Source organism: Bradyrhizobium iriomotense (genome assembly GCF_030160715.1).
Classification (GTDB): Bacteria; Pseudomonadota; Alphaproteobacteria; order Rhizobiales; family Xanthobacteraceae; genus Bradyrhizobium; species Bradyrhizobium iriomotense.
Map to the genome: position 1 here is coordinate 1 of NZ_BSOW01000052.1, position 25,455 is coordinate 25,455.

18 protein-coding genes and 2 pseudogenes are annotated in these 25,455 nt (G+C 58.2%); 18 read left to right on the top strand and 2 right to left on the bottom strand.

All coding sequences use genetic code 11. From position 1 onward, the window contains the following. Positions 1 to 385 precede the first annotated feature (385 nt). The 9 genes and pseudogenes from QQL28_RS41820 (at position 386) to QQL28_RS46395 (ending at position 9,269) form a co-directional block, all read left to right on the top strand. Positions 386 to 559, top strand: coding sequence for a biotin/lipoyl-containing protein (locus QQL28_RS41820; protein ID WP_284275179.1), 174 nt, complete (start codon positions 386 to 388; stop codon positions 557 to 559). Positions 560 to 1,144: 585 nt separating this feature from the next. Next, positions 1,145 to 2,101, top strand: a complete 957-nt coding sequence (gene folD, locus QQL28_RS41825; protein WP_284275180.1) for a bifunctional methylenetetrahydrofolate dehydrogenase/methenyltetrahydrofolate cyclohydrolase FolD — start codon at positions 1,145 to 1,147, stop codon at positions 2,099 to 2,101. Positions 2,102 to 2,425: 324 nt separating this feature from the next. After that, positions 2,426 to 2,864, top strand: a pseudogene (locus tag QQL28_RS41830) (isocitrate/isopropylmalate family dehydrogenase); the annotation flags it as partial. Positions 2,865 to 3,500: 636 nt separating this feature from the next. Next, positions 3,501 to 6,008 carry a GcvT family protein gene (locus QQL28_RS41835; RefSeq protein WP_284275182.1) on the top strand — a complete coding sequence of 836 codons (2,508 nt, stop codon included), beginning with the start codon at positions 3,501 to 3,503 and terminating at the stop codon, positions 6,006 to 6,008. 57 nt (positions 6,009 to 6,065) lie between these two features. Then, positions 6,066 to 6,929: a formyltetrahydrofolate deformylase gene (gene purU / locus QQL28_RS41840; protein ID WP_284275184.1), complete on the top strand. Its 864-nt coding sequence runs from the start codon at positions 6,066 to 6,068 to the stop codon at positions 6,927 to 6,929. A 128-nt stretch (positions 6,930 to 7,057) separates the two neighbouring features. Next, the gene (locus tag QQL28_RS41845; protein WP_284275186.1) at positions 7,058 to 7,807 is read left to right on the top strand and encodes an electron transfer flavoprotein subunit beta/FixA family protein; all 750 of its coding nucleotides are present in this window, start codon (positions 7,058 to 7,060) and stop codon (positions 7,805 to 7,807) included. Then, the gene (locus tag QQL28_RS41850; RefSeq protein ID WP_284275189.1) at positions 7,807 to 8,742 is read left to right on the top strand and encodes an electron transfer flavoprotein subunit alpha/FixB family protein; all 936 of its coding nucleotides are present in this window, start codon (positions 7,807 to 7,809) and stop codon (positions 8,740 to 8,742) included. Before QQL28_RS41845 ends, QQL28_RS41850 begins: the two co-directional genes overlap by 1 nt. 72 nt (positions 8,743 to 8,814) lie before the next feature. Further along, positions 8,815 to 8,961, top strand: a complete 147-nt coding sequence (locus QQL28_RS41855) for a hypothetical protein (RefSeq protein WP_284275191.1) — start codon at positions 8,815 to 8,817, stop codon at positions 8,959 to 8,961. Between the two features lie 32 nt (positions 8,962 to 8,993). After that, on the top strand, positions 8,994 to 9,269 hold the full coding sequence (locus tag QQL28_RS46395) for a cupin domain-containing protein (protein ID WP_431309724.1): 276 nt from the start codon (positions 8,994 to 8,996) through the stop codon (positions 9,267 to 9,269). Here QQL28_RS46395 and QQL28_RS41860 read toward each other — a convergent pair. Then, entirely contained in the window at positions 9,206 to 10,123 is a 918-nt protein-coding gene (locus QQL28_RS41860; protein WP_284275237.1) for a DMT family transporter, read from the bottom strand. The two genes, QQL28_RS46395 and QQL28_RS41860, sit on opposite strands and share 64 nt — an antisense overlap. Before the next feature lie 757 nt (positions 10,124 to 10,880). Here QQL28_RS41860 and QQL28_RS41865 point away from each other — a divergent pair. The 9 genes from QQL28_RS41865 (at position 10,881) to QQL28_RS41905 (ending at position 23,670) form a co-directional block, all read left to right on the top strand. Then, a complete protein-coding gene (locus QQL28_RS41865; RefSeq protein ID WP_284275194.1) occupies positions 10,881 to 12,047 on the top strand; it encodes a M20 aminoacylase family protein in 1,167 nt (388 codons plus the stop codon). Between the two features lie 75 nt (positions 12,048 to 12,122). Further along, a complete protein-coding gene (locus QQL28_RS41870) occupies positions 12,123 to 12,332 on the top strand; it encodes a hypothetical protein (protein ID WP_284275196.1) in 210 nt (69 codons plus the stop codon). Positions 12,333 to 12,596: 264 nt separating this feature from the next. Then, positions 12,597 to 13,418 carry an ABC transporter substrate-binding protein gene (locus QQL28_RS41875; protein WP_284275197.1) on the top strand — a complete coding sequence of 274 codons (822 nt, stop codon included), beginning with the start codon at positions 12,597 to 12,599 and terminating at the stop codon, positions 13,416 to 13,418. Between the two features lie 852 nt (positions 13,419 to 14,270). Continuing rightward, complete coding sequence (locus tag QQL28_RS41880; RefSeq protein ID WP_284275199.1) at positions 14,271 to 15,449, top strand: M24 family metallopeptidase; 1,179 nt, start codon at positions 14,271 to 14,273, stop codon at positions 15,447 to 15,449. Positions 15,450 to 17,250: 1,801 nt separating this feature from the next. Next, on the top strand, positions 17,251 to 18,303 hold the full coding sequence (locus tag QQL28_RS41885) for an extracellular solute-binding protein (RefSeq protein ID WP_284275200.1): 1,053 nt from the start codon (positions 17,251 to 17,253) through the stop codon (positions 18,301 to 18,303). Between the two features lie 51 nt (positions 18,304 to 18,354). Then, the gene (locus QQL28_RS41890) at positions 18,355 to 19,278 is read left to right on the top strand and encodes an ABC transporter permease (protein ID WP_284275202.1); all 924 of its coding nucleotides are present in this window, start codon (positions 18,355 to 18,357) and stop codon (positions 19,276 to 19,278) included. Next, on the top strand, positions 19,268 to 20,068 hold the full coding sequence (locus QQL28_RS41895) for an ABC transporter permease (protein WP_284275204.1): 801 nt from the start codon (positions 19,268 to 19,270) through the stop codon (positions 20,066 to 20,068). The genes QQL28_RS41890 and QQL28_RS41895 overlap by 11 nt, the downstream gene beginning before the upstream one ends. A gap of 12 nt (positions 20,069 to 20,080) precedes the next feature. Further along, complete coding sequence (locus tag QQL28_RS41900) at positions 20,081 to 21,190, top strand: ABC transporter ATP-binding protein (protein WP_284275206.1); 1,110 nt, start codon at positions 20,081 to 20,083, stop codon at positions 21,188 to 21,190. A 362-nt stretch (positions 21,191 to 21,552) separates the two neighbouring features. Then, positions 21,553 to 23,670, top strand: coding sequence for a prolyl oligopeptidase family serine peptidase (locus QQL28_RS41905; RefSeq protein WP_284275209.1), 2,118 nt, complete (start codon positions 21,553 to 21,555; stop codon positions 23,668 to 23,670). A gap of 626 nt (positions 23,671 to 24,296) precedes the next feature. Here the strand turns inward: QQL28_RS41905 and QQL28_RS41910 are convergent. Next, a pseudogene (locus QQL28_RS41910) lies at positions 24,297 to 25,401 on the bottom strand (ISNCY family transposase). Positions 25,402 to 25,455: the final 54 nt, after the last annotated feature.

Here is a 25,455-nt window from a genome sequence, read left to right on the forward strand (position 1 = left end):
AGCCAGCGCCTGCGCCGTCTTCCGCCGCATCGTCAACGACGTCAGTTCGGCCCGCTCATCATCGCTCAATATCAGGGGGGCAAGTTGCTGGACAGCCCTTGGAGACTCCGTCGCCGTTTGCCTCCATCCTTGGCACAGCGACGCGAATCTACTGCGAATCTATGATTGCGAACTTGTGACTCGGGACACTAGAAATCGAGCGAGGTAAGGCGCTCGTGGTGCAGCTCACAGCGATCGGCGAGACGCGCGATGACGGCCAGGTCGAGCTCTTTTTCGAATTGAATGGCCAGCCGCGTGTTATCACAGTTCCTGATCGGGCTGCGGCAGCCGGTGGCCAAGCGCGTCGGAAGGCGGAGAGCGACATGCCGCCCGCATCGCCGCGCCGATGCCTGGCGTCATTTCGACTGTCAACATTGTCAAGAACCAGAAGGTTACCGCCGGAGATGTCCTGCTTACGCTTGAAGCCATGAAGATGGATGCGGTGCTGCACGCGCCTCACGACGAACTCTTGGCGGTCCCGGTGCACAGGTTGACTCGAAGGATCTGCTGCTCGAGGTGAGGCCGTGGCCGTCTGCTTAAATCCGGCGCTTTTCTGAGTTCTCGGGGCAATTGTTGATCTCTTGCTCCTGAGAGAGGAATAGGGATGCTGGAGCCACTGCGCCCAGACCGCATGAAGAAGCACGTTCGACGATCGGCGGGCACTCTGCGGCCGCCTAACGGGGTCTTGCGCTAGTGGTAAGACCGCCCGATTAGGTCTCTTTTTCTGAACCCGTACCCTCAGCTTCACAATCCTGCTGAGTATTACTCGCCGCGCGCGCAGCGGCAAGGATGCCGTTTTGCAAGCGGTGACGCGGCGAAGCCCTGATGCTGTGCACAGTTCATCCCCAATCAGCGGGAATCCGTTGGAAGACGCGCCCGAAACGCGGGATTTCATCGTCCATTCGCCGCTCATTGCACCAATCAAGCTAGAATTTAGATTACATATTGCATATCCGGCGAAGCACTGTATGCGCGCTCGTTGCTGGGACGGGACCCGCACCGGGTGTGCTGAATCGTTGTTTCGGGTACTGGCGAGACTGTAAGAACGATTGGGGCCGATGGCTTAGCCTTACCAAGCTATCTCGATCTCCCTCAGGAATTTATCATGAATGCTGTCCAAATTGATGGAAAGGTCATCGCAGAAACTCTTCGAGCTCGCGTCGCGCGCGACGTGGCCCTGCTCCAAGCCAATTGCAATGTGACCCCCGGCTTGGCCGTCGTGCTCGTCGGAAAGGATCCTGCCAGTTCCGTTTACGTGAAGACAAAAGCCAAGCATGCGCAGGCCGTAGGCTTCAGGTCTAAGCAATTTTTGTTGCCGAGCAATGTCGGTGAAGCTGAGCTACTGAAATTGATTGAGGATCTTAACGCGGACCACTCCATCGATGGTATTCTAGTGCAGCTTCCGTTGCCGGTGCACATTGACCGTTGGCGTGTGCTTGAGGCCATCGATCCAGCGAAGGATGTGGACGGGTTTCATCCCTACAATGTCGGAAGGTTGGCAGCGGGTCGACCTGCTCTTGCGCCGTGCACTCCGCTTGGGGTTGTTCATCTCATCAATACCGTTGTCAGTGACTTGAACGGACTCGACGTCGTCGTGATTGGTCGCTCGAACATCGTCGGAAAACCTCTCGCAACTCTCCTCGGCGACGCTGGATGCACCGTGACAGGTGCGCAGCTCCAGACCAGAAACCTGCCGGAGATTTGCCGAAGGGCCGACATCGTGGTTGCTGCGGCCGGTTGTGCCGAGCTGGTTCGAGGCGACTGGCTCAAGCCAGGCGCAATTGTCATTGATGTCGGCATCAATCGCACCGTTGGCTCGACCGGGACTACCAAGATAGTTGGAGATGTAGCTTTTGCTGAAGCGAGCAAGCGTGCAAGCTATATCACGCCGGTCCCTGGCGGCGTCGGACCAATGACTGTCGCTTACTTGCTTGCGAATACCCTCAGTGCCGCAATTTCCCGACGGGATCTGTCGCTGGCGATGGGTCCCGAGGATCGCCACGTTTGTCCACCGCGCGTGCCAAGCCGGATCCTTCAGGTCGATCTACAGCATGGGTGTTAGAAACCGTCTGCAGATTACCGCCGTCTGGCGGGCCCCAGTGCAATGGCCATGGCCTTGGTGTTGAACAGCCCGTCATTGGCGATGCGGCAATGCAAGCGTAGTGGTCGGCGCCTCACAATCATGAAAGTGGACAATCGTTCGTTATCGACGGTTTCACCGTGGCTGGACACCAACAACGCTGCGCATTTTCAATCGAAAGCACTCGCGCGCGCAGCGGTCAAATAACCGCAAGTCGGCAAGGTGTGTGACGAACGCTTGGTCCCATTCTATTGAGATTGCCGGATTACGATGGCTGCGGCCGCGGGCCTCCCGCGCCCGTTGTCTCAACCTGACAAGATCAAGACCACGTCTCTTCCGACGATCTGTTTGGGGGACATGCTCTCCGACATCGCGGCGATGTTGACCGGCTCGCTCGGCATCTGCCGTTGGCCTCGCTCGGCGAAGTTGATGTGAGGAACAAGAAGCGCAAGGCGTTGTATGAGCCGGTGCATGGCTCGGTGCCGGATATCGTCGGCGGGGCCTCGCCAACCCGATCGCGATGATCTCGTCCTTCGGCATGGCGCTGCGCCATTTCTTCGATATGGGCGCGCTCGCGGACAAGCTCGACGCCGCGATCGACACAGTGCTTGCGAGTGGCCTGCGCACCGCCAATATCAAGTCGGAAGGCACTACAGCAGTCTCGACGACGCAGATGGGCGAGGCGATCCTGAAGGAATTGCAGAAGCTGCACGCATTAGGGCTGACCCCTCATTTCCCAGCGTGAAGCGTCCATCGAATTAACCCGGAATCCTGAGAGCCTAATGCTTCGCGCCATCTGGAATGACCATGCAGGAAATGCACGCGGCCGGGCGACGCCCGGCCATTTTTATATTTACACGTCGGCATCACATTTGAGCACTTAAAACCTTTAAGCTTCAGAGATTGAGCGCAGTATTTCGGCGTTGGCGGCCTCAATATTAAACAAATTCAGATCCGCTCGCGGATAATATGCCAGGGCATGCAGCTTCTGGCTGACGACGTTACGGAGGTGTGCAGGAGGGGATCGAAATTTGTATGCTTCCGTGCACGTCGCGCTCTTCGTCTCGCATGATGAGGTGGTCGGTGACCTCGGGCAAGAATGGCGCCAAGGTGCTCCGTCCTGCGCGAATAGCTCATCGTATCCACGGCGAAAACGGTGCCAATTTCGAGTGTGGAGTGGTGCGCCAACCGGCCAATCTCGCTACTTAACATCCCGATCAAGGGTGGCAAGGCGCTGCTCTTATCTTGCATCGCGCTGCCCGGTGGTGGGCACGTGCTCAGCCAAACGAAGTCGACGCCAACCCCGAATCCAACGACATTCATGACCTGATCCAGGTCTGCATCTAGCTTATCCTCCTGCCAGTCATTTTTGAGTCCTCGAATGCAAAGCAAACTGCCCTCCCATGCGGAATACGTCATCGTCGGCGGTGGCATCATCGGTCTATCGACTGCTTTTCATCTTGCGCGCCTTGGGCATCGCGATGTTCTCCTGCTTGAGCGTGATCAGCTCACCTGCGGGACCACATGGCACGCGGCGGGATTGGTGACTCAGCTTCGAGCCAACGAGAACATGGCGAAGTTGGCCCAGTACACCGCGGGGTTGTTCCATGAGCTTGAAAGCCTGACGGGTCAGTCCACAGGCTTCCGGCAATCCGGGTCTATCACAATCGCAGCCACACCTGCGCGACTTGAGGAGTTGAGGCGAGGTGCATCGATGGGGCGCTCCTTTGGCCTCGAGGTCGAGATGATCGATGCTGCCGAAGCCAAAAGACGTGTGCCTTTGCTCGATGTGGCCGATGTCATTGGCGCCGCGTGGATCCCCTCCGACGGCATGACCAGCCCGGTGGATACGGCGCGCGCTTTCGCGGTCGGAGCTCGGCAGGGTGGGGCCAAAATCCTTGAGCGCACTCCAGTGACCCGCATCATTGTCGAAAAGGGGCGCGTCGCCGGCGTCGAGACTGCGCAAGGCGTCGTGCGTGCCGAGAAGGTTGTCATCTGCACGGGAATGTGGACGCGGACCTTGGCTGCCGAGCTCAATTGGACGGTGCCGCTGCAGGCGGCAGAGCATTTCTACGTCGTGACGGAAGCTATCGCCGATTTGCCTTCTGATCTTCCGACCATTCGCGATATGGATGCGCATTTCTACGCGAAGCCGGACGCGGGCAAATTGCTGGTCGGGTTTTTCGAGACCCGTGGCAAACCGTGGGGCATGGATGGGATTCCGCATGATTTCAGCTTTGATTCCCTCCCAGATGACTTTGAGCACATCGAGCCTTATCTCATCAATGCAATGCGGCGCATGCCGGCGCTGGAGAATGTCGGACTGCAACTAAACTTCAATGGGCCGGAGAGTTTTACGCCCGACAATCGATTCCTGTTAGGACCCGCGGCGGATATCGCGAACCTCTATGTTGCTGCCGGGTTCAATTCGTGCGGCATCGAATCTTCTGGTGGCGCTGGAAAAGTGATGGCCGAGTGGATGTCGACGGGTGTCCCCGCCAGTGACTATTGGGAAATGGACGTGCGGCGAGCCATGCCGTTCCAGCGCAATCGTCGATATCTGCGCGATCGAACCGGCGAGGCTGTTGGCAATCTTTGGGGCCTGCATTGGCCTCACAAGTCTCCCAAGACGGCGCGGAACGTGCGCGTGTCACCGCTGCACGATCGGCTTGCCGCGGCCGGCGCGAACTTCGGCGAGGTGGCGGGGTGGGAAAGGGCGCAATGGTTTGGTGCGCCTGGGGCGCCGACCAGCACCCATGCCACATTTGGTCGCGACGATTGGTTTAAGGCAAGCCGTGCGGAACACGAGGCCACCCGGTCCGGGGTCACGCTGTTTGATCAGACCTCCTTCGCGCATCTGCTGGTGCAGGGGCGCGATGCCCTCGCCTTGCTTCAAAGTCTGTCGACCAACAACGTCGATGTTGCCGTAGGCCGCATCGTGTACACGCCATGGCTCAACGAGCGAGGCGGCATGGAGTCCGACGTCACAATCGCACGAACGGGCGACGACGAGTTTCTGGTGGTTACGGCGGCCGTGCAGCGCATCCGAGATCTCGCATGGCTGCGAACGCATGCCAAGGGTTCAGGCCATGTCTCCGTTGCCGACGTCTCATCGGGATACGCGTGCCTCTCAGTCATGGGGCCGCGCTCGCGCGAGTTGCTCATGCGTGTGAGCCCTGCCGATTTTTCTGATGCTGCATTTCCTTTCGCGACGGCCCGGGAAATCGAGATTGGCTATGGCCTGGCCTTTGCGTTCCGCATGACGTTCGTCGGAGAGCTCGGATGGGAGCTCCACATTCCTGTCGAGCAGGCGCTGGGTATCTACGATGCGCTGATCGGGGCGGGCCGCGATCTCGATCTGCGCCACGCGGGCTACGTGGCCCTGAATACGTTGCGCCTGGAGGCGGGTTACCGAGATTGGGGCTCGGACGTCAGTGATGAAGACTCGCCGCTCGAGTCGGGATTGGGGTTCACAATCGCCTGGAAAAAGGGCGAGGATTTCATCGGACGGTCCGTCCTCGAGTCCCAGCGCGCGCAGGTTCCGCGCCGGCGTCTTGTTCAACTAGCTGCCCCCAGGGCGGTGCCGCTCATGTTCGGAACTGAGCCCGTCTGGCGCAATGGATCGCTCGTCGGCTATCTGCGGTCCGCGGGCTTCGGCCATACCCTGGGCTGCGGCGTTGGCATGGGCTATCTGCACTCCGCTAGCGGGGTGAGTGCCGAATGGCTGGCTCAGGGAAACTTTGAGATCGAGATCGCGGGCGAAAGGCACGCAGCGATCGCATCTCTTCGCCCCTTCTACGATTTGAACCGCACGCGAGTGAAGGGCGACTGGCGGAAGGCAGAAGACCTCATTGCCCCGGAGCTGCTGCTAGCACGCTCCAAGGAATGATCACTATCGCCGCTTCTTAACTCCGTTTGCGAAGGGCCGCCGCTTGGCGTGTTTGTCATGTCTGATCGTTCGATGATCCTCGTGTTGTCCTGCCCTGACCGCCCAGGCATTGTTTCGGCTGTCTCAAGTCGTCTGTTCGAGGCTGGCTGCAACATCCTTGACGCACAGCAGTTCGACGATACGGAGACAGGTCAATTTTTCATGCGCGTCGTCTTCGATCGCGGCGAGCAAGCGAAATCAGAGCCCGAAATCCGTGCATCAATTGCGGAGCTGGCGGACCATCTCGCGATGAGATTTACGTTGCGGCAGAGCTCCGCAAAAAAGCGTGTGATGCTGCTGGTCTCAAAATTCGATCATTGCCTGGCCGATCTGCTTTATCGCTGGCGCATCGGCGAACTGCCGATGGAGGTAACGGCTATCGTTTCCAATCATGGCCGCGAGTATCTGTCTTCGACCGATTTAGCCGAACTGCCATTTTACCACTTACCTGTCACCAAACAGACAAAGATGGAACAAGAGACCCGCATTTGGGAGCTAGTGCAGGAAACCCATACGGACGTCGTCGTCCTTGCGCGCTATATGCAGATTTTGTCGGACGGCTTCTCCGCCAAGTTGTCCGGTCGCTGCATTAACATCCATCACTCCTTCTTGCCAGGATTCAAGGGCGCCAAGCCCTACCATCAGGCCCACGAGCGAGGAGTCAAGTTGATCGGCGCGACAGCACATTATGTGACCTCCGATCTCGACGAGGGCCCCATTATCGAGCAGGATGTCGAGCGGATCTCACATCGCGACACGCCGGGGGATCTCGTCCGCAAAGGTCGCGACATCGAACGCCGGGTACTCGCCCGCGCCGTGCGACATCACCTCGAGGATCGCGTGGTGCTGAATGGAAGAAAAACTGTAGTCTTCAGTGCCTGAGCGGGACCGTCTCGAGGGAGCAGAATTCCACGGGGGCATGCGGCGCAGCCCTAGGCGCATGTGCGCTCATCGCACGAGAGCAGCTAGCAAGTCCTTGTCATCAGCAGGCCTAAAGTGAAAGAGGATCGATGAAGGTCTTAGTGCCGGTGAAGCGGGTGGTCGATTACAACGTCAAGGTCCGCGTCAAGGGCGATGGATCGGGCGTTGAACTCGCCAACGTCAAGATGTCGATGAACCCATTCGACGAAATCGCGGTCGAGGAAGCGCTGCGCCTGAAGGAAGGCGGCAAGGCCACCGAGGTCGTGGTAGTCTCCATTGGACCAGCGCAGGCCTCGGAGACGATCCGCACCGGTCTCGCCATGGGCGCCGACCGCGGCATCCTGGTGAAGGCGGACGGCAATGTGGAGCCGCTGGCTGTCGCCAAGATCCTGAAGAAGGTCGCCGACGAAGAGCAGCCGGGCCTGATCATTCTGGGCAAGCAGGCGATCGACGACGACAGCAACCAGACCGGCCAGATGCTGGCCGCGCTGCTCGGCTGGTCGCAGGCGACCTTTGCCTCCAAGCTCGAGGTCGAAGGATCTGACTTCAAGGTCACCCGCGAGGTCGATGGCGGCCTGCAGACCGTGAAGCTGAAGGGACCGGCGATCGTCACCACCGATCTCCGCCTCAACGAGCCGCGCTACGCCTCGCTGCCCAACATCATGAAGGCGAAGAAGAAGCCGATCGCGGAGAAGACCGTCGCCGATTACGGCGTCGACGTCACCGCGCGCCTTGAAGTTCTCAAGACGACGGAGCCACCGGGCCGCAAGGCCGGCGTCAAGGTCAAGGACGTCGCCGAGCTGGTGTCGAAACTCAAGAACGAAGCCGGGGTGCTCTGATGACGACGCTTCTGATTGCTGAACACGACAATGCGTCGCTGAAGGATGCGACCAACAAGGCTCTGACGGCGGCCGCCGCCCTCGGCGCCGACGTCGACGTGCTGGTCGCCGGCCAGAACGCCAAGGGCGCGGCGGATGCCGCCGCAACGCTCAATGGCGTGAAGAAGGTGCTGCTCGCCGACGGCGACTCCTATGCGCACGATCTCGCCGAGCCGCTGGCCGCGCTGATCGTCTCGCTGGCGTCCGGCTATGACGCGATCGTTGCGCCCGCGACCTCGCGCTTCAAGAACGTGATGCCGCGCGTCGCAGCCCTGCTCGACGTCATGCAGGTCTCGGAGATCATCAAGGTCGTCGCTCCCGACACCTTCGAGCGGCCGATCTATGCCGGCAACGCCATCCAGACGGTGAAGTCGAAGGACGCCAAGAAGGTCATCACGGTGCGCACCTCGACCTTCGCCGCTGCGCCGGCCGGTGGCGGCGCGAGCGTCGAGAGCGTCGCGGCGGCGGCCGATCCTGGCCTGTCGTCCTTCGTCGGCGAGGAAGTCGCCAAGAGCGACCGCCCCGAGCTGACCTCGGCGAAAATCATCGTCTCCGGTGGCCGCGCCATGCAGAGCCGGGAAAACTTCGCAAAATACATCGAGCCGCTCGCCGACAAGCTGGGCGCCGGTGTCGGTGCCTCGCGCGCGGCGGTCGACGCCGGCTATGCGCCGAACGACTGGCAGGTCGGCCAGACCGGCAAGGTCGTGGCCCCCGAGCTCTATGTCGCGGTCGGCATTTCCGGCGCGATCCAGCATCTCGCCGGCATGAAGGACTCCAAGGTGATCGTCGCGATCAACAAGGACGAGGACGCTCCGATCTTCCAGGTCGCCGACTACGGCCTGGTAGTGGACCTCTACCAGGCGGTTCCGGAGCTCACGGCCGAACTCGAGAGGTAGGAAGATTATTGGACGGGAAAGGCGCCTCTGTGTCTTTTGCCCTTTCCTCGGGAGTCGTAAAGGTAGTCCTGGATGTGCCCTGAGCTCGACGATCGGCTGCGCGTCACTTTGATGGAGACAACGGAGATCCTGACCGGGCAACCGGACCTGTTCACCGTTCTATTCAGGCGCGGTGATCTCTCGGTCGAACTGTTCGCACTACGCGGGATCGACACCTAGCAACCATACGAACAGGACGAGATCTATATGTCGTGGCCGGCGCCGGCGTGTTCCGCCGCGGTGTGGACCGCGTGCCGTTTGGCCCGGGCGACTTCCTGTTCGTACCGGCACGCGTGCCGCACGCATTCGAGACGTTTAGCGCTGACTTCAAGACTTGGGTCATCTTTTTCGGCCCTCAAGGCGGCTATTCGACGGCCGCCCAAGGGCTGGAAGCACCTCAGCTACCTGAGAGAGGAGCCGCTCCTCATCCCGGCGTACCCATGGCCGGCTCCTCGCGGCCAAGCTTTCGCTCACGTAGAAAAATGTAGAGCCCTGCGGCGGTGATGATGGCAGCGCCCGCAAGCGTCGCCAGCGAGGGCACATCGCCGAAAATGGCAAAGCCGAAGATCACGGCCCAGAAGATCTGGGAATACTGATAAGGCACCACAGCGCTTGCCGGCGCGAGCTTCAGCGAGCGACTCACGCACAAGAGCGCGCAGACTGAGATCATCCCTGCCGCGGCGAATAGCAGGAGGCTTCGCGGCGTCGGCATGATCCAGCCGATTGGTGCGAGCACCGCGCCCAGTAGGAACGTCCCGACAAATTGCAGGGTAACGATCACGACATCGGGCGTCCCCCGCAACTGCCGTGTGATCAGCATCAACCCGGCAAAAGAGAGGCTTCCGCAAAGAGCGATCAGTCCTGGCCAGCTGAAGCTCTTTGCTGAGGGGGCGAGTGCGATCAGGACACCGGCAAAGCCAACTAAAATAGCACTCCAGCGCCGCCAACCGACCTGCTCTCGCAATACGATCGCCGATAAGGCAGTGACGAAAATCGGACATGCAAGATAGTAGGTCACGACGTCGGCTAACGGCAGATACACCGTGGCGAGCAAGAACGAGGCGACTTCGGTCGATGAAAGTGCAACACGAAGAAACTGGAGGCGTGGCCGCTCGAGCTTTGCGAAAGCCTCCTTATTGCGCCAGATCATGGGGGCGAGCAGCAGGAGTGCGGCGCATGCTCGCAACCACAGCAATTGACCAACCGAATAGGTTGAGACGATTAGCTTTCCAATCGCATCGCTCCAGGAGAACACGAATACTGCCAGGAGCATCAGACCCATGCCAGCCAAACGCCTGGAGTGCTCGTCGCTATGCGGCGAGAGTCTTGTAACCGTGAGCATTTGATGCGCCTGTTCTTCAATTTTTTCTGTTTGCCCGCGCTTAGCCCGCCTACAGTCCGGCGACCGGCCATCGGTCATTAGCTCGGTGCCTGGCCAGCCCCGCGGTGAGGTCAAGCCGATCCAAGAGCAAAGCAGCGGGAGACTCGCGAGGGCATCTCGCAAAGCTCAAAATAGCCAGCATATCGAGTCGGATTCGACTAATCTGGCAACCCCGCTCGCAGGGGCGCTGCGTCCCCTTCGGCGGTTGCGAAGCTTTACTGCAATCCAAGCCCTCGGCTTAGGCGGACAGAGTGACGCACCCGAAGTTGGCCGATCCGGTTGGTACTGGCATATGAACCCGGGTACCCGAGCTAACGAGAGAGGGGAGGGCGATCGAAGTAACGCCGAAGGCGTCGACGGCGATTTCCGATCGCCACATGTGCTTGGTCAACGACGCTAATAGAAGCTTCGTGCTCTGCGCGCCAAGCGCAGGATTACTGCTGGCTTGCCCATCATATTGGTCAAATTCGGATCTGACGCTCGGTAAAGTTTACACGAGATTGCCACTTTCCAGTGACCGAGCAACAAAAACGCGCGGAAGACAAGCAGAGTTAGCGCGGGCGTCTTGCCGTCGCGTGGACTGTAGCTCATGGCTAGCCTGTTCCAGTTGCTCTCGATGGAAAGCTGTTCAGGCATCTAATGCGAAGCGAGTGCCTGTTGGCTAGATATGGGCAGGGCAAGCGCGCTCTATTGGGAATGATTGGGAGGTCGGCAGTCTATGCGCAGCGTTGAAGTATTCCGGGATTTGCAGAGCGAGGCAACTGCGTGGCGGCGCCATCTCCATCAAAACCCCGAACTCGACTACCAGCTACACAACACGGCGGGATTCGTGGCCGAAAGGCTGGCATCATTTGGTATCAATCACATCGAAACCGGCATAGCTGAGACTGGTATCGTAGCGTTGATACAGGGCGAGGGCGGAGAAGGCCCGACTATCGGCTTGAGAGCGGACATGGACGCTCTGCCGATCCTCGAAGAGTCAAACAAGCCCTGGTCGTCGAAAACTCGCGGCAAAATGCACGCATGCGGCCATGACGGTCACACAGCCATGCTGCTTGGCGCCGCAAAATACCTTGCCTCTACGCGCAAGTTCAAGGGCTCCGTTGCCTTGATTTTTCAGCCGGCGGAGGAAGTGCTGCCATCGGGCGCCCTCAGGATGGTCCAAGAGGGAATCATGGACCGTTTCGGCATTTCCCAAGTTTTTGGCATGCACAATACTCCCGGCATCGAGGTCGGCAAGTTCGGCATTTGCCATGGGCCGATTCTGGCATCGCTTGACGATTTCGACATGGTCGTGACTGGCAAGGGCGGCCATGCGGCCAGGCCGCACGAGACAGTCGATCCAATTGTCATTGCGGGACAAATCATAGTCGGTTTACAAACTTTGGTCTCGCGCAATACGAACCCGCTTGAGTCGCTTGTTGTTTCTATCACCAAGTTAAACGCGGGCACGTCCTATAACATTATTCCCGGTCATGCTGGAATGGGAGGGACTGTCAGGACGTTTTCACCCGCTCTGCGAGATTTCGCCGAACGACAGATTTTGGCGTCTGCCCAAGGAATCGCGCGAGCATTTGGTGGCGATATCGAATTCCAGTACCGGCGAGACTGCCCGGTCACATTTAACCACTCAGATGAGACCGATCTCGCGATTAGGGCGGCTCGCAATCTGGTTGGGCTCACCTCCGTCAATGACAAGATGACGCCGCGAATCTCATCGGAGGACTTCGCCTACATGCTTGAGGCACGGCCCGGGGCCATCATTTACATTGGCAACGGATCGACGGCCGCCCTGCACAATCCCGCATATGATTTCAACGACGAAGCTCTGCCTTACGGCATCGGCTATTGGGTAAACTTGGTAGAGACGGTGCTGGCTCCCTGAAATCAGGGTGAGCCTTGATAGCGAAGCCATTCGGGAAGCTGTCAGGTCTAATTACTCGGCTGTGGAGTGCGCTCGATGATCGAACTGCTTCTGCGCCAGCGCGGAGGCAGCAACAATGGAAGCTTCAAGCTCCGTCGCTCTGATGCAGAAAGTTCTGCAGACCATTTTTGTGAAGTGCGTTTGAGGGGCCCGAAAGAATTGCTCTTAGCAGGCAAGCTGCTCGGTTCCTTCGGCTGCAAAATAGGACATTGCTATTCTGCAACGCGAGAAGTAAGCGAACCGTAATCATCACTGGAAGGACATAACGGACAACATCGAGAAATGAAAAGGAAGATTTCTAAGGCTTACGACAACGGCTGTGGCCAGTGCCCTGGCAGCACCTTACGTGCGCGCCCAATCGAAGAAGTTTTGCTGGCATTACGTTGCGAGTAAACGGATTCGGCGGGCTTTAGACGAAACTCTCAGAAAGTGCGTTGGCGCGCCGCTCGAGGAGAAATACGGGCTGAAAGTCCAATTTATCGCCGGCAGTCAATCGGCGGACCTGTCAAATTGATTGCTAACAAGGACAATCCTCCCTACGACCTCTTTCAAGCCGATACTGCTTACATGGTCGAGCTCCTCGAAGCCGGCGTCATCGAAGAAATTAAGTCATCGGACGTTCCTAGCATCAAGCGAATCCTTCCCGAGTTCCGCGAATACGGTGATCACGGTGTGCCGTATAGCGTCGCGAGCTCTGTCCCCGTCTACAATTCAAAATACATCAAGCAGCCGCTTACCTCGTACTCTGATATCGCTCGTCCCAACCTTGCGGGTCATGTGGTCATTCCGACCCCTGTACAGGACAGTATCAGTCTCTATCTTCTGGGCATCGCCGACGAAAATGGCGGCTCGATCTCAAACATGGAGCCGCCGTACCAGGTGATGGCGGCCGCAAAGCCGAATATAGTCGCGCTCGCGCAGACGACTGTAGCCGAGTTGCAGATGTTTGAATCTGAAGAGGTCTACGCGGGCATCTTCTGGGATAGCCGCGCGCACGAATTGCGCGCCAAGGGCTTTCCCATTGTCACTGTTATTCCACCTAAGGGCCTCTACTCCATTTGCACCTACTTCAATGTTGTCAAGGGCATGAAGTATCCGGAAGCCGCACACGCGTTTGCGGAGCAGTTGCTCTCCGATGAGGGCATGAGCGGTCTACCGCAGTCCCTCGGAATTGGAGTGACCACTGACATTAAGTTGCCCGAGGAAATTCAAAAGAATCTAGTATACAACTCGCCGGAGCGCATTGCCCTTAAAAAGAAGGTTGATTGGCAAAAGTGGATGGCAGACCGAGGTGCTCGGATTGAGCGGGTCAATAAAATAAATCGAACCTAGTTGGTTCTTTCCACCCGACACGGCCCACAGCCGGCGCGTGGGAAGTCTAAATTTGCGCATCGTTGAAGTCTCCCGAGATCCGAGAGGTAACTATCAACTATCGAGTCTCCATTCTTTGTGGAGGTCGGTAGCTTCGAAGTGAAAACCATTGCTAACGCGGAAGATGACGTCCGCGTAAGCCGGCGGCTTCCAGCTACCACGACGAGAGGCCGGCAACGCTGCTTGTTCGCCAGTTCTGGTATCTCAGCACGGCGGGCGCAGGGGGCCTCACTAGCCATTGAGAGCTCGTCAGACTTAATTGACCCGTGAGAAGGGGTTGCTCGGTGACGGTGTCCGCCTCAGCCGGATTCGTCCTTATGTCGTTCGAAGGAGGGGATCAATCGCTCCTCGGAGACCTGGCAGCGCTTGGACACTTAGCGGGCTCGGCCTGCAACATCATCGACACCCAGTGTGTGATCGCAGAGAGTTACGCCTCAGCAAGTGAGGGGTGTGCGGGAAAACCGACAACATTAATGATGGCTGGAGTCAGGCCGTCATCGCTTCTAAGCCCAGGGTGCCGGAACTCGACAATGAAAGCTTCCAGCCGCACACGGTTTTCTGCGGGTTTAACTGCGATATCGCCGAAATCCAGCGCGCTTTGTTGCGTATGTGCGGGTAAGGTGCGACGCAGCGCGATAACATCTTCGTACAGCGCAGGAGCTTTCCGCCGTTCTCACGTGACGAGATACCCGACGAGATCGTAAGCGCTGCCGACGCTTCAGCGGCCATTCGTTGGTGAGGTCTTTCGGCCCAACGTCGCTCGGGGATGATGCGGCTTGGAATCAATGTGGTGGATATCCGGAGATACATCGTATGGAAAAAATGCTGAACTTTGAGCGGGCTGAATTCGATACGCGGCTTGGTGCCGTGAAAAGGGAGATGACCAAGCGCGGAATCGACATTCTGCTCGTTTCTGAGCCCCCGAACCAGAATTACCTAACCGGCTACAACGCCTATTCCTTCTATACTCCACAGATGGCGGTCGTGGCGCTTAAGCACGCTGAACCCATTTTCATCACGCGGGGCATAGACACTACATCAGCGAAACTAACTACTTATCTGGCAGATGAAAACATCAGAGGCATTCCGGATGAGTATATGAACTCGACCTCCTTGTCCGCCTACGATTTCATGGCGAGCGTTGTTAAGGAGCTCGGCGGCGAAAAGGCGAAAATCGGCGTTGAGATGGGCGGCCATTATTATTCGGCGCGCGCTCATGCTGATCTCGTTCGAGCACTACCGCTGGCGAGCTTTGTAGATGCTGACCTCCTGGTCAATTGGATCCGACTTGTAAAGAGTCCTGCCGAGCTGTCTTTCATGCGTCAAGCTGGTCGTGTCGCCGACGCAATGGTGAAGCGTGCCGTAGATATCGCAGAGCCCGGTGTGCGTGAATGCGACCTGGCTGCGGCTATCTATCACCAGCAGATTTCCGGCACGCCTGAATTCGGAGGAAGTTATGACTCCTCATGCTTGCATTTCTGCGTCGGCGAACGCGCTCTCGCGCCCCACTCCACGTGGTCGGATAAGCCGCTGCAGGCTTCAACGACAATCAATTTCGAAGTCCACGGGCTTCGGCACCGCTATCAGGTCAATCTTAGCCGTACGATTTCCATCGGCAAGCCATCATCAGCATACCAGGAATTCTCAGAGATTGCCGTTGAAGCTCTGAATGCCGGCCTTGAGAGCGTCCGGCCCGGACGCACTTGTTCGCAAGTTTTCGGAGCTTTTGCAAAAGTACTTGCCCGCCACGGAATCGATAAGAACGAGAGGATCGGCTATCCCACCGGAATCGGTTATCCGCCATCAGTAGCAGAGCGCACGGCGAGTCTGCGCAAGGGAGACGAAACGGTGCTTCAGCCGGGCATGTGCTTCCATATGATGACGGGCCTTTGGTTAGACGATAAGAGCATCACCATCACGCAACCTTTTGCCGTCACTGAAAGCGGTCATGAAGACCTGACAACGACGCCGCGCAAGCTGTTCGTCAAATAGTCGAAAAAGGTTTGAGACTGCTCGTGGCACCGGCAGCGATCCTGCTGCCGGTGCCGCAGCGGTGGCTTGGGTCGCCTCCGCGTTTTCGGCGAGTAAATGAGCCGAGATCCTGTCGTTAACCAGCTCGTATCTTTCAGGGGGTGAATGTTTTCAGGGAGCAAGGACTATTGCGCTCACTGATTTCCTGTCAGGCTGAGCGCCGTGCTGCTCACCTCGCTAATCGGCTGCCGAATGCGGCTCTGCTGAAAGGCAGAGTCGGATCGGCATTAGAGTGGCCCCGCGCGCCACTCTGAAGGGCCATTGCTCGTTGCGCGAGTGTATAGAATCGTCGTGTTTGCCATGCCTGCTGGTAACGCAGTCGGTTATGAAGGCGAGCCTTGCGTCAGCCACGTATGACGAGCGATAGGCACTCGGCTAGGCTTGAGCATGCCGGAAGAACGCGCGAACTTGTCAACGGGTCTGTCATTTGTCATCGGCAAAATTCTCGAGCTGTCCGCGCGCATGCGTCAAAGAAATGATGCCGAGACAGTCAATCAAGTTGAGCAAGGCTAGCGAGCGCCGGGGGGCGCCCTGATGGACTTGGAATATGGTGGCGCCCGCGCCTTTGAGCGCGAGCCGAGGGAAGAAGCTGAAGCTCGGCTTTGACAGCTTCTAATATTAGATGTCGACGCAAACAGTTGATCGCCAGTGTAACGCGCCCTCACGCGTGCACCTCTGCCCCGAGATTTGAGTCCCGCTTCCGATGCGTGAACAATCGGCAGTTTCCTGAGAGTAGGGTGATGCGGCATCCGCTAAGCGGGATATGGTGCTCCGGTGTGGTCGCAATGAAATGCAACCGGACTGAGGAGAACCCGAATTGGGTCACTGCATTGCGGCTTACCGTGCCGATCAGTCGGAGCGTTGGTCTTGCGAAACATGATACCAGCCGCAAAATCACCCCGAACCTGTAGGGTACACCTGTGGCAAGGGGGCGCATCACGTCCGCCATGGGCTTGGAAAAACGATCCAGCTTTTGGCGCTTTCCAATCGGGAGCAGACTCGGTTGCCCCAGCGCCATGGACTGGACATGAGTGCGATGCCACGTACTTGGCCGAAGTCCGGAGTGGCTCAGCGCTTTCGACAAGAGGTTTGCTATTGAAAGCGCCATAATTTGCCTACCTGGCGCAGGATTTCTGCTGTTCTTGGCGCTATATTGGTGAAATTACCATCTCGGGTTCGATACTGTTTGCGCGAAATAGAACTGTCCGGTTGACAGGGGGGCGCGAAACGAGGGGAGAAGAGCAGATCTTGCAAGTCACCAGCAGGTACGGATACGTCGCTGCGCTCAGGTCTCTTGGCTGAACGTCTACCGCGGCGCGTTCCTCCTGTTTTTGGTGTGAGCGGATTCGGGCTGAGCTGCAGCGCTGTGGCTCCTTGCCGGCTTCGTGTCGTCTGATCGAGGCGATTTCTGATGCTGGAAAGCTCGTGGCCGTTCGGGCGACGCAAACGGATCTCGCTTTAGAAGAAGGCTATGCCCTGTTTCCGAGCTCAGTGCGTGGCGACCCTTTTACACTCCAGTTGCGCGGCATAGGGCGAGGCGCCGTCCTGGGGGCAGATCTCGATGCCGAGGGCTTGCGGCGCCGGTGGACTGGTTGTGGGCGCGTGCGCCGCGGGGCCTCATTAGGCTGACGCTTCGATCTAGCGGCTCGAGAGTGGGTCGGTTCTCTGACCATAAAGAGAGTGGGGTTAATCTCTTGATGGGAAGCTCGTTGCGCAAGTCACTATCGTCTTTGCTGAGCGAAACAAGGAGAGGAGATTGGGAATGAAGAGACGAGCGTTTCTCAAATTCGTAGCAGCAGCTGGCACCAGCGCTGTGGCCGCGCCATACGTCGAGGCTCAGTCGAAAAAGTTTTCCGGCATCACGCTGCGCGTAAATGGATTTGGAGGTGCTTGGGACGAGGCCCTGGTCAAGAGTGTCGCCGTACCGCTCGAAGAGAAGTACGGCCTAAAGACTCAGTTCATAGCTGGCACTGAATCAGCTGATTTCGTCAAGCTGGTCGCCAATAGGAATAATCCTCCGTACGACTTGTTCATGGCTGATAGCGCCTGGATGGTCGAGCTCGTTAAGGCGGGCATCATCGAAGAGATCAAGGCACCAGACGTTCCCAACATCAAGCGCATCCTTCCCGGGTTCCGAGAATACGGTGACTACGGTGTGCCATTCAATGTCGCATCGATCATTCCGGTGTACAACTCCAAATACATCAAGCGGCCTCTTACCTCGTACTCGGATATCGCCCGGGCTGATCTTGCGGGGCGCGCGGTCATTCCGGCCCCGACCCTCGACGCCAACAGTTTGTATCTTCTGGGTCTCGCCGAGGAAAACGGCGGCTCGATCTCGGATATGGAGCCAGCGTATAAGCTTTTAGAGGCGGCGAAGCCAAATATCGTCGCGCTCGCGCAGACCACTGTCTCCGAGCTGCAGATGTTCCAAAACGAGGAGGCTTATGCAGGCATCTTTACGGATGGCCGCGCCTATGAACTGCGTAGCAAAGGCGCTCCCATCGAGACCGTTGTGCCGTCTAAAGGCGTTTACGCGATCACCAGCTACATCAACGTCGTAAAGGGCATGAAGTATCCGGAAGCCGCGTACGCATTTTCCGAGCAGCTGCTATCGGATGAAGGTATGCTCGGAATACCGAGGGCAATTCGGTACGGCGGGACGACGGACGTCCGTTTGCCAGAAGACATCCGCAAGGACCTTCTGTTCAACTCGCCGGAGCGCAATGCTCTGAAAAAGAAGATTGATTGGGAAAAGTGGATCGCTGACCACGGCGCCCGAATCGAACGGGTCAATAAAATCATTCGAAGCTAGTTGACTCGCCTAATCGCGCCTGAGCTACGCATCCCATAAGGAAGCAATGCCATGCTCACCCAATACGCCCCTGCAACTGTGAAAGACCGATACGTGAGGGAGCCTCTTCTTAGACATCGTATTGTAACTGCGGCACTCTTGCTGGCTCCGATGGTTTTGCTTCTCGTCGGTTTTATGGTGGTGCCGGTGTTACAATTGCTGCGATCGAGCTTTCTGCCCTCTAGCCACCTGCTCGACGGCACCGGATTCAGCCTAGTTCAGTACGTCCGCTTCTTCTCCGACCCTTATTATTCCTCCGTACTATTGGAGACGTTCGTTGACGGGCTTATCGTCAGCCTGATCTGTTTAGTCCTCGGCTTCCCTATGGGATACTCTCTCGCTCGTCTTCCGCCTCTGGCGCGGCGATGGCGAACGATTATCGTGATCATGCCGCTGACGCTCAGTCTTGTCGTTATTGTATTCGGCTGGTTGATCATTCTTGGCCGGAACGGACTCCTCAATTCAGTGCTTACAAGCCTTTACATTGTTTCTTCGCCGAAACAGCTTCTCTTCACCCGGCCTGCCGTATTAGTCGTCCTGGTGCAGCAATTCCTTCCATTCATGATCTTGTCCATCATGAGCGTGGTCACCCAGATAAATCCTGTACTTGAGCAAGCGGCTGCAAATCTGCGTGCCAATCGTTTCGTCACTTTTCGGAAGGTCATCGTTCCACTCGCGGTGCCTGGCATTCTCGTCGGCTTCAATCTCGTCTTCGTACTCTCGATTTCAGCATTCATCACGCCCAGGCTGATCGGCGGAAGTCGCGTTGCGATGCTTGGAAGCCTTATCTATGAGCGCATGATGTCGGAACTGAACTGGCCCTCCGGCGCAGCGATGGCTTTTGTCCTTTTCGTGAGCGGTCTAGGCTTCACCGCGGCGTTCAACGCCTTGGCTGCGTCACGTCTCATCGTAGGAGGTCGACGCTATGCGCTCTGATTTCACTGACTCTGCAATGGCAGTGTCCGGCGCATTCATTCGCGCGAGCGTGTACGCGATGCTCGCACTGCCAGCGATTTTGGTGATTGTGTCGTCGTTCACGAGTGGGGACACGATGAAGTTTCCGCCTAGGGGCTTTTCGCTGCGCTGGTATCAGAAGGCGGTCGAGAATGAACTGTTCATGAGTGCGCTCTGGACCAGCACGTACGTTGCCGTGCTCGTCGCCATCATCGCCCTGGTGACTGGTTTTGCCGGCGCATTCGCGATCAACCGGTTCTCCTTTCCAGGAAAAACATTCGTCCAGGGACTGGCCTTCTCCCCACTGATCGTCCCCGCGGTCGTACTCGGAATTGGTCTGTTGCAGCTCTTCGCGTGGCTAGATCTGACACAGACGATCTATCCGTTGCTCCTGGGGCATCTGGTCCTAGCGATTCCGTACGTCGTGCGGACAATTCTCGCGAGTCTTACTCTGCACGACCGAGTGCTCGAAGAGGCGGCAATGAATCTCCGGGCCACACCATTGCAAGTCATTCGGCGTATCACCCTGCCGCTCATTCTGCCTGGCTTGCTGTCGGCGGCGATCTTCGCCTTTGTGACGTCGTTTGGGAACGCGACGGTTTCGGTGTTTCTCACGTATGGCGGCAACGTGACTCTGCCGGTACAGATCTTTGCGTATGTCGATACCAGCTATGATCCGCTTGTCGCGGCCGTATCGAGCATCATGATCGTGGTGACACTAGTTGTCATCTGGGCGATCGAGCGCCTGATCGGAGCGGAACGAGTGGCGTAGTGAGGAAAAACTATGCTGGCTTCATCTAAAGAGTATGAGAACATGGAAGATACTGCGCAAGATGTCGGCGATCTGGTCGTGCAATTGCAGTCCGTCTCGAGGCACTACGGTGAAACCGTCGCTGTAGCGAACGTTTCGTTGGATGCGCGTCGTGGCGAACTGGTGTGCCTCCTTGGTCCGTCGGGCTGCGGAAAGACAACGACCTTGCGCATGGTCGCCGGCTTCGTAGAGCCGACCTCGGGTACAATAAGCATCAATAGCATCAACATGACACATCAACCGCCTTATCGGCGGGATACCGGAATGGTTTTTCAAAGTTACGCGCTGTTTCCGCATATGACGGTCGCTGAAAACATCGCTTTTGGCCTGGAAAACTTGAAATGGCCTCGCGCGGAACGGGAAAGCCGCGTCAAAGAGATGCTCAAGCTGGTCGAACTTTCACATCTCGCACAGCGAGTTCCGAGCCAGCTCTCGGGCGGGCAGCAACAGCGAATCGCTCTGGCTCGCGCGCTGGCCATGCGACCAGCAGTACTGCTTCTTGATGAGCCGTTCTCAAATCTGGACGCGCAACTGCGAGTTCGTATGCGGGAAGAACTGCGCGAGGTGATCCGGGGGGTCAATGTTACCACCTTGTTTGTTACACATGACCAGGAAGAGGCCCTGACAATGTCAGATCGCATCGTGGTCATGAACTCGGGTCAGGTCGAGCAGGTTGGAACGCCTGGCGAGATCTATGAGGCACCGGCGACGCCTTTCGTTGCGAAATTCATCGGCTGGTGTTCTCTGCTGCAAGGAACGGTTGGAGCTGATGGCACCTTTGCGTCAATAGCCGGCCTACGCCTCGCGGGCAAATGGGGCGTTGGACCTGGGACCGCGGTGATCCGGCCGGAGCAGATTAAGCTGGCAACGGATGGAGCTGCTGGGCAATCGTTGTCAGCCCGCGTGGTCCAATCTCATTATTATGGCGCAGCAACGCGGCTCGTGCTTGACGTCGATGGTGAACGACTGACGATGCAGGAACGGTTTCCATTCGGGCGCCATCCGACGCACGGCGATCTCCTCAGCATTACGATCAACACGAACGAGATCCGCATTCTTCCATCCACTCCGGCCAAATCTTGAACTACGCCGTTCGACTAGACCAGCAGGCACGGTGTTTTTCGGCCAGCAGCTATCCGCCTCAGCTTCAAATCGTTCGCCAGCTTAAGAACCGCGCCTGTCGATCGGTTGCTCGGGCCGCAACCCCGTTCCGCTTCACATCTCGCTTCTCTATGGCTGGAATATGGAATCTATGCTTGTCATGTCTGCGGTGCCACCGCAAGAAATACTACGCGCCGAACGCGAAGCTGCCAAAATTCGAAAGAGAAAAGCGTTTGGCAATCTCGTGAAGCAAGGCTCGCTAAACAGCTTGCATATTACAGTCCGAGAGAAACATCGATGCACAAGTTTACGGCAATCCTTTGGTTTAGTGTGAGGGAAGTGTAATGGGAGACGAATGCGTTCAGCCACCCCTTCCCCGTGCTGAGCCGCGGATCAGGGTGCTTCATGACGACGTCACGATAGACCGGTATCGTTGGCTTCGCGATCGGCAGCATCCCGATGTCCGCGCGTATCTTGAAGCCGAGAACAGCTTCGCGGAGCAAGCGACAGTTCACCTGAAGAGGCTTAGGGCGGAACTCGTTGCTGAGATCGAGGGGCGTCAGCCTTGTAAGGGAGCCGCACCTGCGTTGCAGGTTGGGCCTTACGAGTATTTCCAAGAACACCGGCAGGGACTGTATCACCCGGCGTGGTGGCGCCGGCCGCTGAGCGGAGGCTCGGCCGAACTTGTTCACGACCCGAACGCTATATCCGGTTCCGAGGCGTTCTATTCGCTCGGAGCCTTCGAGCCGAGTGACGACGGGCGATACGTGGCGTTCAGTTTTGATCTCGTCGGTAACGAGCGCTACGAGTTGACGGTGCGGGATATGGCGGAGGGCCGTGAGGTCTGGCGCGACTCGGGACGCGCCGGCCGGGTTGTTTGGGCCGCCGACAATCACACGCTCTTTTTCACACGGGACCGGACTGACCGGCGACACGATCAGATTGTACGGGTGGACATCCTGGCCCGGGACTCCGTGGTGGTGTTCGAGGAGGTCAACGAGCGGCTGCAGTTGAGCGTCCGACGTTCTAACAGCGGCGCCTGGTTGTTTCTCGACGTGAATACCAACTGGGACAACTCCGCACAGGTTCAACGCGGTGCTGCGGAGGTATGGTGTCTTCCGGCGGGCCAACCGAGAGGCGAGTGGCGCCGGATCGTAGAGCGTGAACTCGGGCACGAGATTTACGCCGAGCATTGGGGCGACAGGTTTCTGTTTCGGGTAGACGATGCTGGACCGTGCTGGCGGCTCGTGTCTGCGGCAATAGATGATCCGTCACCGTCGTGCTGGGAGGAGGTCATTTCGCACCGAGTGGGCGTGACGCTCGAGGAAGTCCACGTGCTCGAGCAGCACCTGGTTCTCCTGGAACGTGAAGGCCTCCGTCGTCGCCTGGTCTCGCGCAACAGAAGCGGAAAGGTTGGGGTCACGATCGTTCCCGACGAGCCGAGCTGCACACTAAGAGTCGGCCTGTCGGCAGGTGGACGCTACTCGGTCGCACGGCATTTGTTCCGCAGCTCGAAGTTGACTTACTCAGTTAGCTCGTATGTGAGGCCTGACACCGTCGTCGAGCATGATCTAGCAGACGACCGGTCGACGGTCCTGTACCGCGCCCGCATTCCGGGATATGACCCGGCTCAGTACGTGGCGACGGTCGTCATGGTAGAGGCGGAAGACGGGGTGCGGGTCCCAATCTCGTTGGTCATGCGCCGCGATCGAACGAGCCCTGGGCCAGTGTTACTGAATGTGTACGGCTGTCACGGAACATCGAGATGGCCCTCGTTCTTCGCGTGGCCCTCGTTCATGACCGCGCGCTTGAGCCTGCTTGATCGCGGAGTTGCTTTCGGCATAGCGCACGTTCGAGGAGGCGGCGAGTTCGGGCGCCCATGGCACGAAGAGGCAATCCGCGATCGGAAGCGCATTACCTACACGGATCTGATCGCCGCTGCCGAGGGCCTGATCGAGCAGGGGTTCGCCTCCCGCGACGGAATCGTGATCGAAGGAACCAGCGCTGGCGGAGGTACCGTGCTTGCCACAGCCGCCTTGCGGGCCGACCTGTTCCGCGCGGTGATCGCCGAAGTTCCAGTCGCCGACATCCTCGATACCACGATGGACACCTCGATGCCGTACGCGCCAATGGAATCGGCGGAGTACGGCGATCCCCACATCGCCCATGAGTATCGGTACCTGCGCAGCTACGACCCGTACTACAACCTCAGCGCCGATCGTCCACTTCCGCCGACGTATGTGGACGCCGCGCTCGACGACGGCCAGGTGCTCTACTATCAGCCCGCTCGCTACGTGGCGCAGCGTCGGTTCTGCGCGGCCGATCGCGACCCGGAGCTTGTTTTCCGCATGCGGACCGTAGGCGGGCACAGCGGCGCTTCACATGGGCCTGGCGTAGCCGAGGAAGCAGCATTTCGTATGGCCTGGGTGCTCGATCGGCTCAGACGCTCGTCGGGCAGCTGAGCGGACTTCTGTCCCAGATCATGACAGACTTGATCAGAACGGAAAAGTATGGCTCAGGTGGCAAAAGACCTCAGACTGCTCGGCGATTGAAGGACGTGGATTGTAGGCAACCTAGCCTGTCGGCGGCAAATCATGTGAACCATTGCTATTCTGGAACGGCTGAGCTTGAGGTTGTTTTTGACGCCGCCCAAACTTTCCGAATGATATCAGATCGGTCCTGAGCACTTGCACATAACCGGCATTCGGCTAGTCAATCGCAATCGGCTTGCGAAGGAGGAGATCGCATAGTGGTGGTGCGGACAAGCGCTTCTTTTGTCCGGTAAGAAGGCAATCAAGATGGACGCGTATGTTGCCGCATGTAGCGGTGCTCCCGAGAGACCTCTTGTTGCCTCATTTATTTTCGCTCGCTAGCGAGGCGAACGAGGAGGCCGGTCGCACAACTGGCCGGCTTTGCGAGGGCGCCGATTTCGGGCTCGTCCTTGACCGACCGGTGATCAGGCGTGATCAAGACCACCAGCCGCCGAAGGCGGTGGCGCATCGCGCCAGCCTTGAGCACGGTCAATTCGGTCTACCTTAGATTACCGTTTTTCTGTCGAGCAGTGGGGGACTTTCCTGTGATGTGACGATCACGTCGATTTGTGCCGCGTTTTCCCCGGAGCCAAACACCGGTGCGCTTGCTCGCTGCGCAAAAACTTGGAGGACGTTGAAGAGTTCGGAGTGCTTTGTTCGGGCAGACCCCGGAGTTTTCTGCCTGAAACGTGGACACGAGTTCGCTACTGGTCCGCCACGGCTCGGCCTCGAACTATTCGCGCAGCTGTGGCGTGGCTTTGACGAGCGGATCGGGGAGTCGTCGCTCTCGCTTCGGCTTCGCAATTGGCCTTTCGGTCGGGCGTCCCGCTCCTTCTTTCCATGCTACGCAAGCTCGACAAGAACTGTTCACCAGCGGCGTCGCAGTTGGATGGTTCGCTGGGGCGCGTCGACGAGACTGGCCAACTGCTTCTGCACGGGCTGGATATCGCGCAGTAAGGCGACCGGATCCAGGCCGGCATACATTCCATTGGCGCGGGCGAGGACTGCATCAGGTGCTCTTGTTTCGGCAAACAGCCGCTGATGAGGTCGCGGGGGCGCTGTACATTTTGTGGACACGCGTTCCGTCGCGCTCCTTTCGTATCAATTTGAGCGACGGCCGGAAAAAATTCACGAACAAGCGGGCCGAACGATACAGCCGAGCCAGCAGTCCAGTCGCTTCGAGCCCCTCGAATCGATAGCCGACCATTCGTCGGACCACACGCCCGAACAGGGGCGCTGCGTCGCAGAGCACTTGCTAGAGAGCGACTGCGCTGCCGGCGGCTTCGCTCACGAACGCACCGAAGCGCCCGATCGATCGTCGCCGCACTCATCGACAACAATTTAACGCACATCTCCGCCGCCAGGTCGATATGGCCGTGCCGCTCCACCGATTCAATCAAGATTAGCAGCAGGGCCTTCAGACGCTTGCCGCACACCGGGCTGCAGCCTCCCAGAGCAGTATGAGCGCATTTCTCTCGGTGTCTTGGTAGATCCGCGGACGATTGCGGCGACCTGCTTTCTCGTCGTCAGGATCGCAGCGCAGCAACCGCATCGCATGCTTCCGATGAAAGCCCGGACGAAGTCGTTGAGGATGCGGCCCTTCTCGATGCGGCCCGACATGCTGCAGCGCCGCGCCAAAGCGGACCTCGGTTCCTTGCGCATCGCCATGCTCAATCGCCTCATCGTTGCCCTGCGCTTCCTCGCCATTGGGGGGCA